Below are 14,714 nucleotides of genomic sequence, written 5' to 3' on the forward strand. Positions count from 1 at the left end.
AACGCTGTTGCGCGCCAACAAGGATCTCGGCATCCAACTCCGAAGGGAGAGGATCGATTCTGCAAAACTTGTTCGATCGATTCGCGGCCACCGAGCAGGACCACGCACGGGCCGCTTATTGGGCAGACTTCGCGCTTCGGCGCTTTGGTGCCGATGCGCCTCTGAGACTGCGCGAAAGCCTGCTCAGAGATGGAGGCATCGAGTCGAAGCGAGCACTCCGCATGGCAATCAAGAGGGCGGAAGCCAATCTTGGCCATCGAATAGCAATCTTGACCATCTGAGAAATCGATCCACCTCCATCGCGGTTAACACACGATTAGCCAATTGGGGTTAGCCGCAGCTGCGGGGAGGCCTCTTGCATGAACGAAATGATAGTTCTTCTTACAGCGTTGCCGAAGCAACGGTATGCCGCTCGGGCCGTTGCGCAGCTCGCGATCAATCGGTTTGGTACGCGCGCGGCAGAAGAAATGGAGCGGTATCTCTCCGATCCGATCATGCGCGATGTAAGGCGGCAAACCATACTGGCTCTTCGCGAAATCAAGAAGCAGCGCGACTCTCGGATCTTTATCACGGTAGCTTGACGAGACACTGCGCCCGCTTCCGCTGCCGGCAAAGCGTCAGCCCGCGCACTTGGACGAGCTTGCCCGCCACCCGCGCCTTGTCCCAAGGCAGGAACAGGTCGCATCCACCGCACCAATCGCGCCGGCGGGCCTCGCAAGCTAAATATTGATTGCCAGACGACATGCAGCTCTCATGAGGCATCGCACGAACTGGGTTGCCGTAGCATGCCGGAAAGGCGTTCCGCGCTTGCCGGGTGATTGCTAGCTCCTCCTAGAGGCACCTTATAAATTGGTGCAGAGACTGCCAAAACCGCGGCAAACCGTTGGCGCGCCCGGCTGGATTCGAACCAGCGACCACAAGCTTAGAAGGCTCGTGCTCTATCCATCTGAGCTACGGGCGCGCGCGGACATGCGATTAGCGCGGATTGCGTGGGGACGGAACCGGGATCATACCGGCCCGCATGGATAGCGGGCAGGGAATGCGGGCGGTCGCCGCCGGCGAGGTGGCGGGGGGACGGTTCCGCTATTTCGAATTCGTCATGACCGCGTTCGTCGTCGTGTTGCTGCTCTCCAATGTGATCGGGGCGGGCAAGCGCGCGGTGATCGTGCTGCCCTGGATCGGGGCGTGGCCGTTCGGCGCGGGCATCCTGTTCTTTCCGGTCAGTTACGTCATCGGGGACATCCTCACCGAGGTGTATGGCTATGCCAATGCGCGGCGCTGCATCTGGGCGGGGTTCGCCGCGATGCTGTTCATGGTGCTGATGTCATGGGTGGTGGTCGCGTTGCCGCCGGACGCGGGGTGGACGGGGCAGGCCGCATATGAAAGCGTGTTCGGGCAGGTGCCGCGCATCGTGCTGGCCAGTGTCTGCGCCTTCTGGGCGGGCGAGTTCGCGAACAGCTTCGTGCTCGCCCGGATGAAGATCTGGACCGGGGGGCGGATGCTCTGGACGCGCACGATCGGCAGCACGGTGGTGGCGCAGGCGATCGACAGCGCCATCTTCTATCCGCTCGCCTTCTATGGTGCGGCCGACTGGCCGGTGGAGGCGCTCGCGATGGTGATGGCCAGCCAGTTCGTGCTGAAGGTGGGCTGGGAAGTGTTGCTCACCCCGTTCACCTATGCGGTGGTCGGCTTCCTCAAGCGGCGTGAGGGCGTGGACGTGTTCGACACCCACACCGATTTCAACCCGTTCCGTACGCGCGTCTAGGCGGCGACTGCCTCCAGCAGCCCCTCGAACAGGCGCCGGCCGTCGGTGCCGCCATGCGCGTCCTCGATCCGGCGCTCGGGATGCGGCATCATGCCGATCACGTTGCCCGCCGCGTTCAGCAGGCCGGCGATCTGCCGCGCCGAGCCGTTCACGTCCTCCGCATAGCGCAGCGCGACACGGCCTTCGCCTTCCAGCCGGTCGAGCGTGTCGGCATCGGCGAAATAATTGCCGTCATGATGCGCGACCGGGAAGACGATCCGCTCGTCCTCGTCATAGCGGCTGGTGAACGCCGATTGCGCGTTGCCGACGGTGAGCGCCACGTCGCGGCAGACGAAGTTCAGCCCGGCGTTGCGCATCAACGCGCCCGGCAGCAGCCCCGCCTCGGTCAGCACCTGGAAGCCGTTGCAGACGCCGAGGACGGGCAGGCCCTTGCCCGCCTCCTCCACGATCGCGCGCATGATCGGGGAACGCGCCGCAATCGCGCCCGAGCGCAGATAGTCGCCATAGGAAAAGCCGCCCGGCACCGCGACCAGGCCGACGCCGTCCGGCAGGTCGCTGTCGCCGTGCCAGACCATGACGGGCTTCGTACCCGTGACCCGTTCGAGCGCGACGGCGATGTCGCGGTCGCAATTGGAGCCGGGAAAGACGACGACCGCGGTCTTCATCAGGCGCGCTCCACCCGGTAATTCTCGATCACGGTGTTGGCGAGCAGCTTGCGGCACATCGAATCGATCGTCGCGTCGTCGGTGCCGTCGGCGACCTCCAGCTCGATCAGCTTGCCCTGGCGCACGTCCGACACGCCCTCGAAACCGAGATTGCCGAGCGCATGATGGATCGCGCGGCCCTGCGGATCGAGCACGCCGGGCTTGAGCGTCACGAAAACCTTCAGCTTCATCACTTACCCCGGGTCTTGCGGTGCTTTTCCAGATCGAGAACCGCGCCGTCCTCGCCCTCGGGCAGGAGCCCCAGGCGCCGTGCGACCTCCTGATAGGCCTCCGCCTCGCCGCCGAGATCGCGGCGGAAGCGGTCCTTGTCCATCTTCTCGTTGGTGTCCATGTCCCACAGCCGGCAACCGTCCGGGCTGATCTCGTCGGCCAGGATGATGCGGCCGTAGTCGTTATCCCAGATGCGGCCGAACTCGAGCTTGAAGTCGACCAGCCGGATGCCGACGCCGGCGAACAGGCCGGTGAGGAAATCGTTCACGCGGATCGCCAGATCGGCGATGTCGTGCATCTCCTCCTGGCTGGCCCAGCCGAAGGCGGCGATATGCTCGTCGGAGATCATCGGATCGCCGAGCGCATCGTCCTTGTAATAATATTCGATGATCGTGCGCGGCAGCTTGGTGCCTTCCTCGATCCCGAGGCGCTTCGACAGCGATCCGGCCGCGACGTTGCGCACCACGACCTCGATCGGCACGATCTCGACCTGGCGGATCAACTGTTCGCGCATGTTCAGCCGGCGGATGAAGTGCGTCGGCACGCCGATCATGTCGAGCAGCGTGAAGACATGTTCGCTGATCCGGTTGTTCAGCACGCCCTTGCCGTTGATCGTACCCTTTTTCTGGGCGTTGAACGCGGTCGCGTCGTCCTTGAAATACTGGATCAGCGTGCCGGGTTCGGGCCCCTCATAGAGGATCTTGGCCTTGCCCTCGTAGATCTGGCGGCGGCGAGCCATCAAGCGGTCCCCTGATAGGAATGAGCGGTCGCGTTCGCGCGGGCGCGGGCGACGGGATGGCCGCGGGCTATAAGGGAAGCCCGCAAGGGGTGCAATCGCGCGGAGAGCGAGAGGATGCGGCGTGCGCATCATTCTCTCCGCCGCGGTCTCAGGCCAGCCGCTCGATCTCGTCGAGCACGCGCCGCGGGTCGAACGGCTTGGCGATGAACATCGTGTGCGGCGGCAGTTCCGCAGCGGAGGGGCGAAGCGCCCCCGACGCGACGATCAGCAGCGAAGGCGGAAAGCGTTCGGCGATGAAATGGGCGAGCTTCACGCCGTCCATCGATCCCGGCATCTGGATATCGGTCAGCACGATCCGTACGCCGCTATTGGCCTGGAGGATGGCGATGGCGGCGTCGGCGTCGCTCGCCTCATAGACGGTATAACCCTCGTCCTCGAAAAAATCCGCGAGGTTCAGGCGGATCATCGGTTCGTCGTCGACCACCAGGATCGACCGTTCGAGTTGGGGTACGTCCGATGCCATGGTCGTGGCTCCTGCTGCAGCCCGGACGCGGCCGCAACGGCCGGGCGATGTTCGTGGAAAAGAGACGCGCGTTGGAAAGGCCGAACGGGCGTGGACCCGGTTCGATCCCGCAAAAGCGCGCGATCCCGCGGTTTCGGGCAGGCGAGCCGACATGTTTGTAGGAGGTAATGGAGCGCGGTAAGGGGCGCTTATGACCTTGGACCATCTCGGCCCGCGCATCTGCATCATGGGGCCATCCAACAGCGGCAAGTCCACGCTGGCGGCGGCGATCGCGCACGCACAGGCGCTGCCCGTGGTTCATCTCGATCAGCTTCACCATCTGCCGCATACCGATTGGGTGCCGCGACCGGCAGACGAATTCGCGGCACTTCACGATGCGGCGATCACGGGCGCGCACTGGGTCATTGAAGGCAATTATTCGCGATTGCTTCCGCAGCGACTGGAACGTGCGACGGGTTTCATCCTGCTCGACATCGGCACCGTGGCGAGTCTGTGCCGGTATCTGCGGCGCTGCTGGATCGAGCATGACCGGCGCGGCGGGCTCGAGGGCGGCCGCGACAGCGTGAAATGGGGTATGATCCGCCATATCGCGGTCACCACAAGGACCAATCGACGGCGCTATGAGCAGCAATTCCGCGCGGTCGGCCTGCCGAAGGTGAGGCTCGCCTCCGCCCATGCGCTTGCCGACTTCTATCGTCTGAACGGCCTGAGCCGGCGTCGCCGTGGTTCCGCCTCCTGAGCCGCCGCCTAGCGCTCAGCCCAGTTCCGCTGCGCCCATCGTGGTGCGCAATTTCGCGATGATCCGGCCGCATTCCTGCTGCAGCCTCTCGGTGCGGGCGCGGATGTCGGAGCCGATCAGGCGGGTCTGGTTGGCCACGCTGGCGGTCTGGGCGAACCTGCCGTCGAGCGCGGTGAGGGCTTCGCGGGTTTCGAGCGTGGCACTCTCGAGCAGGGCGATCATGCCCTGAAGCTCGTCATTGGTGCTGTGCTGATGCCGGGTGATCTCGATCGTCTGCGTGGCCGACGTCCGTCCGGCTTCGAGTGCGCAGGCCAGGGTGTTGCTCACGCCCGCCGCCGAATCCGAGGCTTGGGTGATGTCGCGGATGCGTTCGGCGATCTGGTCGGTGGTGCGCGCGGCCTGCTGCGAAAAGCTCTTCACCTCCTGCGCCACCACCGCGAAGCCGCGCCCCATCTCGCCCGCGCGCGCCGCCTCGATCGTGGCGTTCAGCGCCAGCAGCTTGGTCGCGCGGCTGATCCCGCTGATATGAAGCGAGGCCTGCTGGATCGAGGCGACGCTGCGGCTCAGCGTCTCGCTCGCCGCCTGCGCGGTCGTCGAATGGCGCGCCGCTTCGATCATCATCTCGGCCGAATGACGCGCGGCATCGCCGACCGATTCGACGCTCGCCGCGATCGTGCGCAGCCGGTCCAGCATGGTGCACGTCACCTCGCTGGTATGCGCGGAGATCGTCTGCGCGGTCTCCGCCTGTTTCTGCTGCTCGACGATGTTGGACAGCGTCCGGTCGGCACTGGCATCCAGTTCGGTCGCCGACATGCGCAGGCTGTCGATCAACGAGGCGATATCGTCTTCAAGCCCGTCGGCCACCGCGCACGACGCCGCGATCATGGCCGCGCGGTGCCGCTCCTCGGCCTCCACGCGCCGCAGCACCTGTTCCTCGCTTTCGCGGCGCGCGCGGCGCGCTTCCGCCAGCGCGTTTTCGGCTTCGAGGCGCGCCGCCTGCTCTTCGCGAGCGGCGCGTTCGGCGGAGCGCGACTTGTCTTCCAACCGGGTGTTCAGGCCGAGCACGCGGCGGATCAGCAGGGCGGTGATCGCCAGGAAGATCAGGATGCAGCCGGCGATCAGCGGCAGGATCGCATAGAAGGATTCGAACCCGGGCGTCAGCCGGCTCCAGGTCAGCGTGGCGACGACGTGCCCGCTCCAATCGGTCAGGTCGGTCTGCGCGTCGGACGGGTCGGAATCGTCGGGCGGCAAGCGGCGAAGATCGGGCAGGCCGAAGCCGCTCGACCATTCGTGCAGGAGGCTGGAATCGAGGAGGCGGATGTCGACGAAGATGCGATAGTTGTGGCGATCGAACTGCGCCGCCCCATCTTCGCGCACGATCGGCGAGAATGCGATCAACGCGGGCATTTTGCCGAACCGGGTGAGGAGCACCGTCGCGTCGTTCCTCTTGCGCACCGCCTGTTCGGTGGCGGGGATGCGCGCGAGCAACTGCGCCATCGTCGAAGGCGAGATCATCCGGTCGAGCGGCGGCACGTTTCGCTTCGGCAGATGGCCGAACAGCGTGTGACCGCGGGCATCCAGAATATAGTTGCGCGCGATCGGCGTTCCGTAATTGGACTGGATCCACCTCTGGTCCATCGTCCCATAGACGTGGCTGGCGGCGTCGTTCCAATGGGAGTTGATGAAGGTCTCGTTGCTGATCCGCGATCGTTCGCGGTCGACCGCACCGTGGATCGTCGAGGCCGCGCGCATATTGGCGTCGAGGTTCGCATGCGTGATGAGGAACGCGATCACGACGGCGGAACTGAGCAGGGCGATCCCCGCCATCGCGAGCAACGGCATCGTGACCGCGAAGCGCGGTCCACGCAGATCGTGCAGGCCAGGCTTGAAGCGCCGGAGCAGGGCGGGAGACGAAACGGTCACGCACTCGGCCTAACATACCAGAGTTAATATATATTTTGCCGCAGCAGCGCCGGGCCCGGCGGTGGATCGATCGGGAACGGCTCCGCCCGAGCGGTGGCGCGCTGCGCTTCGCCTTGCCGGCCGGCGCGATGCCGCTAAACATCGACGCGGATAAGGAGACGGGCGTGGAGCAGGGGACGATGGCCGCACGGCAGGGCGGGGGGGCACCCACGCGGGCCGACATCCGTCTGGTCATCACCGCCTCCGCGCTCGGCACCGTGTTCGAATGGTATGATTTCTTCATCTACGGCACGCTGGCCGCCAGCGGCATCATCGGGCGGACCTTCTTTCCCGCCGGCAGCCCCATCGCGCAGACGCTGCTCGCCTGGGCGGGTTTTGCGGTGGGGTTCGGGTTCCGCCCCCTCGGCGCGGTGCTCTTCGGTTATCTGGGCGATCGGCTCGGGCGCAAATACACATTTCTCGTCACGATCGCGCTGATGGGGATCGCCACGGCGGGCGTCGGGCTGGTGCCGTCTGCCGCGGCGATCGGCCTCGCGGCGCCCGCGATCGTGATCCTGCTGCGCATCGCGCAGGGGCTGGCGCTGGGCGGCGAATATGGCGGGGCTGCGATCTATGTCGCCGAACATTCGCCGCCGGGCAAGGCGGGCTTCTACACCAGCTTCATCCAGGCGGGCGTCGTCGGCGGATTCATCCTCAGCCTCGCGGTCGTGCTGGTTACCAAGGCCATGGCGCCGGTGGGGATGTGGGATGCGTGGGGATGGCGGATCCCGTTCCTCTTCTCGCTGCTGCTGCTGGCGGTGTCGCTCTGGATGCGGCTGAAGCTTTCCGAAAGCCCGGTGTTCGTCGCGATGCGCGCCGCGGGCGAGCGGGTGCGCAACCCGATCGCGGCGAGCTTCACGCATCCGGGCAATCTGAAGCGCATGCTGGTCGCGCTGTTCGGCATCGCGGCGGGACTGACGGTGATCTGGTACACCGCGATGTTCACCGTGCTGTCGTTCCTGCAGGGTACGATGCGCGTCGAGGAGACGACGGCGCAACTGATCGTCGGCGCGGGCGCGCTGATGGGGCTGGTGTGGTTCGTCGCGTTCGGGCGGCTGTCGGACCGGATCGGGCGCAAGCGGCCGATCGTCATCGGTTATGCGCTGACGATCGTGCTGCTCTTCCCGATCTTCTGGGCGATCGGCGCGGCCGCCAATCCCGCGCTGTCGCAAGCCGCGCGGGCCGCGCCCGTCGTGGTGTCGGGCCCGGCCTGCCGCTACAGCCCGTTCGCCGCGCAGCAAGCCGATGCCTGCGGGCGGCTGCTCGATTATTTCTCCAAGAAGGGCGTCGCCTATACCAAGCGCACCACCCCGGCGACCGTGGTGACGATCGGTGGCGTGCCCGTGGGCGACCTGTCGCCCGCGGGGCTGGACCGGGCGCTGGCCGGGGCGGGCTATGATCTGGTGAAAGTGACTCCGCCGCCGCGCAATCTGGTGGCGATCCTGATCGCGATCCTTGCGCTGGGCGCGCTGTCAGGCATCACCTACGGCCCGGTGGCGGCGCTTCTGGCGGAAATGTTCCCGCCGGCGATCCGCTACAGTTCGCTGTCGATTCCCTATCATATCGGCACCGGCTATTTCGGCGGCTTCCTGCCACTGGTCAGCCAATATATCGTGGCGCGGACGGGCGATCCCTTCGCCGGGCTGTGGTACACGATCGCGGTGGTGGGAATGGCGCTGGTGGTGACGCTGTTCGGGCTCGACGAGCGCACGCACGGCCGATAGCCGCTCGACCGGGCGGCGCGCGGGGCCTACCGCGGCGCGGTGATGCCGATCTCCCTTGCCCCCATCTCCTCACCCCTGCGCCTGCGTCTCGATGGTGCCGCGCTGACCGACAATTGGCGCACGCTGGCGGCGATGAGCGGCCCGGCCGCGTGCGGCGCGGCGGTAAAGGCGGATGGTTATGGTCTCGGCGCTACCGCCGTCGCGGCGCGGCTGGCGGCGGCGGGTGCGCGCGATTTCTTCGTCGCCACCTGGGGCGAGGCGCAGGCGCTGGCGGCGCTCGGCCTGTCGGTCTCGGTGCTGCACGGCGTCCGCGACGAGGACATGGCCGCCGCGCGTGCGGGGTTCGCGCGGCCGGTGCTGAACACCGCGCAGCAGGTCGCGCGGTGGCGGGCGGCGGGCGGCGGCGCGTGCGACGTGATGGTCGATACCGGCATGAACCGGCTCGGCGTGTCGGCCGAGGAGGTGCGCGGCGGCCTGATCGCGGGGCTCGCGGTCGAGACGCTGATGAGCCATCTCGCCTGCGCCGACGAGGATTCGGCGATGAACAAACGCCAGCGCACCGCCTTCGCCGCGCTGGCGGGCGTAACCGGCGCGCGGCGGATGAGCCTCGCCAATTCGGCCGGCATCGCGCTCGGTCCGCACTATGCCTTCGACCTGACGCGACCGGGCCTCGCGCTGTACGGCGGCGTGCCGCGGGCCGAATTCGCAGGGCGCATTCGCCAAGTGGCCTATCCGCAGGCGCAAGTGCTGCAACGCCGTCGCGTCGCGCCGGGCGAGACGGTCGGCTACAACGCCACCTGGACGGCACCGGCGCCGACCGAAGTGGCGATCCTGAACATCGGCTATGCGGACGGCTATTTCCGCGGTTTCTCCGACCGCGGCGTCGCGCTGGCGGGGGGCGCCCCCTGTCCGGTGATCGGCCGCGTCTCGATGGACCTGCTGATGATCGACGTCGGCGCGGCTGCGGCCCTGGCCGAAGGCGACTGGGTCGATCTGGCCTTCGCGCTGCCGGAAGCGGCGACCGCGTCGGGTATGTCGCAATATGAGCTGCTGACGTCTTTGGGGGGGAGATTGGAACGATCGTTCAGCTCTTCCTGAACCATGCCGTGCTCCCGGCAATGCGCATCGCCACCCGACCATGTTGCGGTGCGGGATCGGAACGCCTAGCGTCGTCCCAAATCACCGTGGGGGGGGGCTGCCATGAAGAAGCAGAATGCCGGAGTGGGGCCGGTCGTCATCAAGAAATACGCCAATCGCCGGCTCTACAACACCGAGACGTCGTCCTACATCACGCTCGAGCATCTGGCGGCGATGACGCGCGAGGGGCGCGACTTTAAGGTGGTCGACGCCAAGACCGACGAGGACATCACCCACACCATCCTCACCCAGATCATCATGGAGGAGGAAAGCCGCGGCGAGACGATGCTGCCGGTGAATTTCCTGCGCCAATTGATCGCGATGTACGGCGATTCCATGCAGGCGATGGTGCCGGGCTATCTCGAAGCGTCGATGGAGAGCTTTCGCCGCAACCAGGAACAGTTCAAATCCGCCGTCGAGGGCGCGCTGGCGCAGGGGCCCTTCGCGGGCACGCCGCTGGCCGAGATGGCCAAGCGCAACATGGCGATGCTCGATGCCGCGACCAAGGCGTTCAAGCCCGAGGGCGGCGCGGCCGGGCATGCCGGCACGGGCATGGGGAGCGGCGCGGCGCCCGCTTCCAAGGATGCCGAGATCGCCGATCTCAAGGCCGAACTCGCCAGCCTGAAGGCCAAGGTCGACAAGCTCGGCTGAGCGTTCAGGGCCGCGGTGCGCGGTAGGGCCGGTCGCGGCGCAGATAGACGAGGGTGCGCCAGCCGGCGCGCGGCCGCGCGAACACCAGCCGGTAATCGCGCGCGAGCGCGGCCTTCACCGCGAACAGGCTGGCCGGGTTCCAGATCGACAGCACGCGCGTCGAGGTGACGATCACCGGCGGCCGCGTGGCGAGGATGCGGCGCACTTCGGCGCCCTCGTCGATCCCGGTCGCGCCGCGTTCGGTCGTATAGGCGAGCAGGTTGGGAAAGGCATAGCCGGTCGGCAGGCAGGCGTCGGCCAGCAGATAGGTCGCGGTGTCGCCGATGAAGACATAGGGGCAGCCGCCGCCCGAATTGGCCTTCACCACCGCCGCCACCGCGCGCGCGTTCGGTCCGTCGGCGGGCATGAAGGCGCGCTCGACGGCGAAGAGCGTGAGCATCAGCCCGAGCGTCGCCACCAGCAGCCGCGGCGCGCGGCCGAGCGCGGGTGCGGCCGCGACCGCGAGCGGGGCGAGCAGCGGCAGCGCGTAATGATCGAAGAAGGTGCCGATCGCGAAAAAGCCGGCGAGCGCCGCGGCGAGCCACAGCAAGGCCAGCCGCGCCGCACCGGCCCCCGCGCCGGCGCGGGGCCGCCAGCGCCAGGCCAGCCCCGCCCCGATCATCAGCGGCGCAAGCTGCGCCCCGATGCCGAGCAGCCGCATCGCGAGCTCGCCCGCCGGATACCCCGCGCGCAGGCCGATCGAATCGACATTGGCGAAGCGCCACGCGGCATAGGCGCCGTGCGCGGCGTACCAGCCGATCGCGGCGATCGTCGGGCCGGCGCCCGCCAGCATCCACAGAAGCGCGGCCGGCACCGTCACGCGCCACCGCGCCCCCGCACGGCGGAGCGCCCAGAGATGCGCGCAGCCGAAAAACGCGCCTTCGAAGCCGGGCGTGTATTTCATCTGGATCGCCACGCCGGCCAGCAGGCAGGTGGCCAGGCCGCTCGCCACGATCGCGCCGGTCCGGTGCCGCTCGGCGAGGCGCGGCAGCCGCAACATCCACCAGCCGCCCAGTGCGATCAGCAGATTGTAGAACACCGGCGCCTGGCCGCCGCGTCCGCCGAGCAGCGACAGCCCGATCAGATACGCCGCGCCCGCCGCCACCGCGCCGACGTCGCGCGCGCCCAGCGTCCGGGCGGCCTGCCGCACCACGATCGCGGTCACCGCCGCAGCGGCGCAGGCGGCGAGCTGATAAGCCAGCACGCCGTCGCCCGGCAGCAGCCGGATCGCGGCGAACAGGAGGAACAGCCCGATCGGCTTGCGATCCCAGATGTCGACATAGGGCACCGCGCCGTGCAGCATGCGGTCGCCGACGAGCAGATAATATTGCTCGTCGACATGGATCACCGGATTGCCGAAATCCCACGCGCGCAGCAGCACCGCGAGCAGCAACAGCGCCGCCGCACCGCCGCGAAGATGATCCTGCGCACCGCGGCGCAGCAGACGGGGGCGCCGGTCGCTCAATAGAAATGCGCCAGCGTCAGCCCGCGTCGCGTACCGTCGCACAGCGTGAGCGCCACGCGCGTGCCGGGCGCGCCGACCGACCAGGCCGCCATCGGGCTCGTCGCATAATCCGCGGCGACCGGCTGGCCGTCGATCGCGCAGATCGTTTCGCCCGCTGCCCATCCGGCAGCGGCGGCCGGTCCGCCGCGCATGACGTGGAGGACCCTCAGCCGATCCTGTTCCAGCCCCAGCAACAGGCCGCTGGTCGATCGCAGGGGGGGCGGATCCACCGCCGTGTTGCGGCTCAGCACCATGCGTCCGGCGCCCGGATCGAGCAGCACGCGATAGCGCTGGAGAAACCCCGATCCGATCCGCCCGGCCACGCCGATTGCCTGCGAAAAACCGCCCTGTGGCTCGATCCGCACCTCGACGTCATGGGCGTCGCCGTCGCCGAGCGACACATGCGGCACGATCGCCAGCCCGCTGACGATGGGACCCGCCAGCCCGAACGAGATCGCGCTGGTGGTGGCCACGCCCGCCACCGCCGCGCGGCGCCAGGCGAGCGCAGAGAGCGTGATCGCGGACCCGTCGCCGGTGTCGACCACCATCGGCGCGAGCACGCGGCCGTCGATCGCGAGCGCGCTTTCATAGACATGACGCCCTGGCGAGATGGCGAGCGGCGCGCTGGCGCCGGTGAACGGCATCCGGCCCGACCGCAACAGGCGGAAGCGCTTGTTGGCATAATCGATGTCGAGCGCCGTGCCCGCCAGCACGTCGCGCCCGATCAGCATGTCGACCGGCTGCGCGCTGCCGGTGGCGATCGCGGGCAGCGCCGCGACGCTCGCCCCGCCGCCGCTGCGCACCAGTCCGCCAAAGGCGAGCCGATCGGTGGGCAGCCAGCCGACCGCCACCGCACCGCCGATCGCCGTCGCGCTGCCGCCGCTCAGCACGCGCGCGGGATCGGCGGCGGGCGACGCCCTGGCCAGCACCGAATAGCTGACGCCGGTGTCGAGAATACCGGTCAGCAGCCGGCCGTCGAGCGTCAGGCGAAAGCGGATCTGGTTGCCGGGGGTGAGATCGAACGGCACCCAGCGCTGCTCGCTGTCGATCGCCAGCCGCACCACGCCGTCCGATCCGCCGGGCGCCGCTCCCAGGAGCAACAGGCACAGCGGGAGGAACAGCCGGATCATCGCCGGTGTGCGTAGCCGGATCGGGCGGCGGCGGCTACTGCTGGCGGCCGGGAGGTGCGGCGATCGGCAGGACCAGCGTCACACCGTCCAATGTCAGCACGCGCGACCCAGCAATCACCGGGATCGGGACCGGCGCTATCAGCACGTAAAGCCGCCCGGGAACCAGCGCGCCGCGATCGAACGCGGCCCTTTCGGCTTCGAGGCGCCGTGTCGTGGCCCGGCTGGTCCGTGCGGCATAGACGCTGGTCACCGGCCGCCCGGCGTCGACCGCACGCCAGGCGACTTCCTGGAATAGGCTGAGATTGCGGGTCACGTCGCCGGGAATGAACGCCACCGACCGCGAATCGCCGATCACGCGAGACCAGCGGGGATCGCGCGTTCGCACGTAGAGCCGGTGGCGATCGGCCTCCCGACTCTGCGCGCGGATCGCGCCGGCCATGCCGGTCAGGTCGATCACTTGAAGCGCGATGGCGCCGATCAGCACGAAGGCGGCGCGCTCCGCGGAAAGCCGGTACACGGACAGCACCGCCATCAGCACCAGCACATAGCCGATCGGCCAGAACAGCCGACCCGACGCGCGCACCGGATCCAGTATCGCCAGCATGACGGGCGGCAGCGGCAACCGCGCGATGGCGAGGATCGCAAGTACGATCAACGCCGGAACCAGGCCGCGCAACCGTTGGGCGACGGCCCGCTCGCCTTCGCGCGCGGGCCGGATCCGGGCGATGGCGATCGCCGCCGCGACGAGCATCAGCCCCCCCGCGCCGAGATACTGAAAACCTTCGAAGCTTTGCTCGGTGCTCCGTGCGCGCGTCGGCAGCAGGTTGGAAAAATTGTCGAGGCCCGGATTCCATAAGGCGTCGAGCGGCATCGCGAACACGCCGAAATTGCCGGCGGGCACCTGCTCGCCAACGCCGAGCCACCGGGCGATCACGCCGACAAGCGCGAGGATGAAGATCGTCTGTACAAGAGTTGCCCAGCGCGTGCGGCGATCGCCGTCCACGAAACGCACCAGCATCGCCGACGCCCAGATGGCCCCCACCATCACGAGCAGATAGCTGTGGATCATCGCCGTCACCGCAATGAGCGGTGCCCACCATCGCAGCCGATGGCCGCGTTCGGCATCGAGAAACAGCCAGAGCGCCGCCAGGAAGGTCCAGTGCGCCATCAGGTTCATATGGACGAACCGGTTGGCGAGCGTCGGTGGAAAGGCGAGCAGTACGACGCCGACCCACAAGGCGAGCGGCCCCGGCGCGTGGCGACGCAGCAGCAGCCAGGCGACCAGCGCTTGCAGGATGAGGCTGAGTAGGACGAACGGCCCGACGAACTGCGCGTCGCCAGGCAGCAGCGCAGCGAACGGCTTGACGGTCAGCGTCAGGAGCGGATTGCTGTCGGTATAGAGAAGCGGCACGCCATCGGGCGCGTTCAGCGTCGCCGTCCGGAGGGAAGCGCCCGCGGCCGGATCATGCCAATAGGCATGCGCACCCAGTGCATTCTCGCCATTGTCGGTGCCGCGGATCAGCCAGCCTGTGTTGCCGGGCTGAAGGATGGCTGGGTGAAAGAAGGCGAGAAATGCCGCGACCGGCAGCAACAGGAGGAGAAAGGGCGTGACGATCCGGGACATGCGTGTCCTCTGCCCGAACCGCGCGGAAAAATGGTTAACGGGGGGGGGGGGATGCCGGGATCATCGTCGATGTGCGTAGCCGGTCTGGGGTCTGCGGCTACCCGTTGGATGGTCGCCGGGGAGGGGCCACAAGCGTGTGTTTAGCCGCCTCGTAAAATGGTGGCCTTCCTGCGCGACCGCCGGATAGCCGGTGGAACGCCAACCGTCCAAACGGGTCCGCGATCGGCTTTCACGATGCTCGC

General features: G+C 67.9%; 14 protein-coding genes and 1 tRNA gene. 6 read left to right on the top strand and 9 right to left on the bottom strand.

Annotated elements, in window-relative coordinates:
- Positions 1-359 precede the first annotated feature (359 nt).
- Positions 360-581, top strand: coding sequence for a hypothetical protein (locus L8H00_RS07765; RefSeq protein WP_242096737.1), 222 nt, complete (start codon positions 360-362; stop codon positions 579-581).
- A 303-nt stretch (positions 582-884) separates the two neighbouring features.
- On the opposite strand, the gene L8H00_RS07770 is transcribed toward L8H00_RS07765, so the two are convergent.
- Positions 885-961, bottom strand: a tRNA-Arg gene (locus L8H00_RS07770).
- A 60-nt stretch (positions 962-1,021) separates the two neighbouring features.
- Here L8H00_RS07770 and L8H00_RS07775 point away from each other — a divergent pair.
- The gene (locus tag L8H00_RS07775) at positions 1,022-1,765 is read left to right on the top strand and encodes a queuosine precursor transporter (RefSeq protein ID WP_242096738.1); all 744 of its coding nucleotides are present in this window, start codon (positions 1,022-1,024) and stop codon (positions 1,763-1,765) included.
- Here L8H00_RS07775 and purQ read toward each other — a convergent pair.
- The 4 genes from purQ to L8H00_RS07795 form a co-directional block, all read right to left on the bottom strand.
- Positions 1,762-2,430 (bottom strand): phosphoribosylformylglycinamidine synthase subunit PurQ, encoded by a 669-nt coding sequence (purQ, locus tag L8H00_RS07780; RefSeq protein WP_242096739.1) that lies wholly within the window; start codon positions 2,428-2,430, stop codon positions 1,762-1,764. The two genes, L8H00_RS07775 and purQ, sit on opposite strands and share 4 nt — an antisense overlap.
- Entirely contained in the window at positions 2,430-2,660 is a 231-nt protein-coding gene (gene purS / locus L8H00_RS07785) for a phosphoribosylformylglycinamidine synthase subunit PurS (protein ID WP_242096740.1), read from the bottom strand. Before purS ends, purQ begins: the two co-directional genes overlap by 1 nt.
- Complete coding sequence (gene purC / locus L8H00_RS07790; RefSeq protein ID WP_242096741.1) at positions 2,660-3,439, bottom strand: phosphoribosylaminoimidazolesuccinocarboxamide synthase; 780 nt, start codon at positions 3,437-3,439, stop codon at positions 2,660-2,662. Before purC ends, purS begins: the two co-directional genes overlap by 1 nt.
- 148 nt (positions 3,440-3,587) lie before the next feature.
- On the bottom strand, positions 3,588-3,962 hold the full coding sequence (locus tag L8H00_RS07795; protein WP_242096742.1) for a response regulator: 375 nt from the start codon (positions 3,960-3,962) through the stop codon (positions 3,588-3,590).
- A gap of 190 nt (positions 3,963-4,152) precedes the next feature.
- On the opposite strand from L8H00_RS07795, the gene L8H00_RS07800 reads away from it, so the two are divergent.
- Positions 4,153-4,701 (top strand): AAA family ATPase, encoded by a 549-nt coding sequence (locus L8H00_RS07800; RefSeq protein WP_242096743.1) that lies wholly within the window; start codon positions 4,153-4,155, stop codon positions 4,699-4,701.
- A gap of 15 nt (positions 4,702-4,716) precedes the next feature.
- Here L8H00_RS07800 and L8H00_RS18965 read toward each other — a convergent pair whose 3' ends face one another.
- A complete protein-coding gene (locus tag L8H00_RS18965) occupies positions 4,717-6,624 on the bottom strand; it encodes a methyl-accepting chemotaxis protein (RefSeq protein WP_242096744.1) in 1,908 nt (635 codons plus the stop codon).
- 179 nt (positions 6,625-6,803) lie between these two features.
- On the opposite strand from L8H00_RS18965, the gene L8H00_RS07810 reads away from it, so the two are divergent.
- From L8H00_RS07810 to phaR, 3 genes are all read left to right on the top strand, one after another.
- Entirely contained in the window at positions 6,804-8,387 is a 1,584-nt protein-coding gene (locus L8H00_RS07810) for an MFS transporter (RefSeq protein WP_242097048.1), read from the top strand.
- A 42-nt stretch (positions 8,388-8,429) separates the two neighbouring features.
- Positions 8,430-9,485: an alanine racemase gene (gene alr / locus L8H00_RS07815; protein WP_242096745.1), complete on the top strand. Its 1,056-nt coding sequence runs from the start codon at positions 8,430-8,432 to the stop codon at positions 9,483-9,485.
- 102 nt (positions 9,486-9,587) lie between these two features.
- The gene (phaR, locus tag L8H00_RS07820; protein WP_242096746.1) at positions 9,588-10,175 is read left to right on the top strand and encodes a polyhydroxyalkanoate synthesis repressor PhaR; all 588 of its coding nucleotides are present in this window, start codon (positions 9,588-9,590) and stop codon (positions 10,173-10,175) included.
- Between the two features lie 4 nt (positions 10,176-10,179).
- On the opposite strand, the gene L8H00_RS07825 is transcribed toward phaR, so the two are convergent.
- The 3 genes from L8H00_RS07825 to L8H00_RS07835 are packed head-to-tail and all read right to left on the bottom strand — an operon-like array spanning position 10,180 to position 14,472.
- Positions 10,180-11,679 carry a hypothetical protein gene (locus L8H00_RS07825; protein ID WP_242096747.1) on the bottom strand — a complete coding sequence of 500 codons (1,500 nt, stop codon included), beginning with the start codon at positions 11,677-11,679 and terminating at the stop codon, positions 10,180-10,182.
- Positions 11,676-12,848, bottom strand: coding sequence for a hypothetical protein (locus L8H00_RS07830; protein ID WP_242096748.1), 1,173 nt, complete (start codon positions 12,846-12,848; stop codon positions 11,676-11,678). The genes L8H00_RS07825 and L8H00_RS07830 overlap by 4 nt, the downstream gene beginning before the upstream one ends.
- Positions 12,849-12,882: 34 nt before the next feature.
- On the bottom strand, positions 12,883-14,472 hold the full coding sequence (locus tag L8H00_RS07835) for a DUF6311 domain-containing protein (RefSeq protein ID WP_242096749.1): 1,590 nt from the start codon (positions 14,470-14,472) through the stop codon (positions 12,883-12,885).
- Positions 14,473-14,714 lie beyond the last annotated feature (242 nt).

Origin of the sequence: Sphingomonas sp. CROZ-RG-20F-R02-07 (assembly GCF_022662335.1) — a bacterium.
GTDB lineage: Bacteria > Pseudomonadota > Alphaproteobacteria > Sphingomonadales > Sphingomonadaceae > Sphingomonas.

Bases quoted from the DNA above. Each gene is read 5' to 3' on its own strand.
- L8H00_RS07765 (WP_242096737.1), top strand. From the start codon at position 360: ATGAACGAAATGATAGTTCTTCTTACAGCGTTGCCGAAGCAACGGTAT.
- L8H00_RS07775 (WP_242096738.1), top strand. From the start codon at position 1,022: ATGGATAGCGGGCAGGGAATGCGGGCGGTCGCCGCCGGCGAGGTGGCG.
- purQ (WP_242096739.1), bottom strand. From the start codon at position 2,430: ATGAAGACCGCGGTCGTCGTCTTTCCCGGCTCCAATTGCGACCGCGAC.
- purS (WP_242096740.1), bottom strand. From the start codon at position 2,660: ATGAAGCTGAAGGTTTTCGTGACGCTCAAGCCCGGCGTGCTCGATCCG.
- purC (WP_242096741.1), bottom strand. From the start codon at position 3,439: ATGGCTCGCCGCCGCCAGATCTACGAGGGCAAGGCCAAGATCCTCTAT.
- L8H00_RS07795 (WP_242096742.1), bottom strand. From the start codon at position 3,962: ATGGCATCGGACGTACCCCAACTCGAACGGTCGATCCTGGTGGTCGAC.
- L8H00_RS07800 (WP_242096743.1), top strand. From the start codon at position 4,153: ATGACCTTGGACCATCTCGGCCCGCGCATCTGCATCATGGGGCCATCC.
- L8H00_RS07810 (WP_242097048.1), top strand. From the start codon at position 6,804: ATGGCCGCACGGCAGGGCGGGGGGGCACCCACGCGGGCCGACATCCGT.
- alr (WP_242096745.1), top strand. From the start codon at position 8,430: ATGCCGATCTCCCTTGCCCCCATCTCCTCACCCCTGCGCCTGCGTCTC.
- phaR (WP_242096746.1), top strand. From the start codon at position 9,588: ATGAAGAAGCAGAATGCCGGAGTGGGGCCGGTCGTCATCAAGAAATAC.
- L8H00_RS07830 (WP_242096748.1), bottom strand. From the start codon at position 12,848: ATGATCCGGCTGTTCCTCCCGCTGTGCCTGTTGCTCCTGGGAGCGGCG.
- L8H00_RS07835 (WP_242096749.1), bottom strand. From the start codon at position 14,472: ATGTCCCGGATCGTCACGCCCTTTCTCCTCCTGTTGCTGCCGGTCGCG.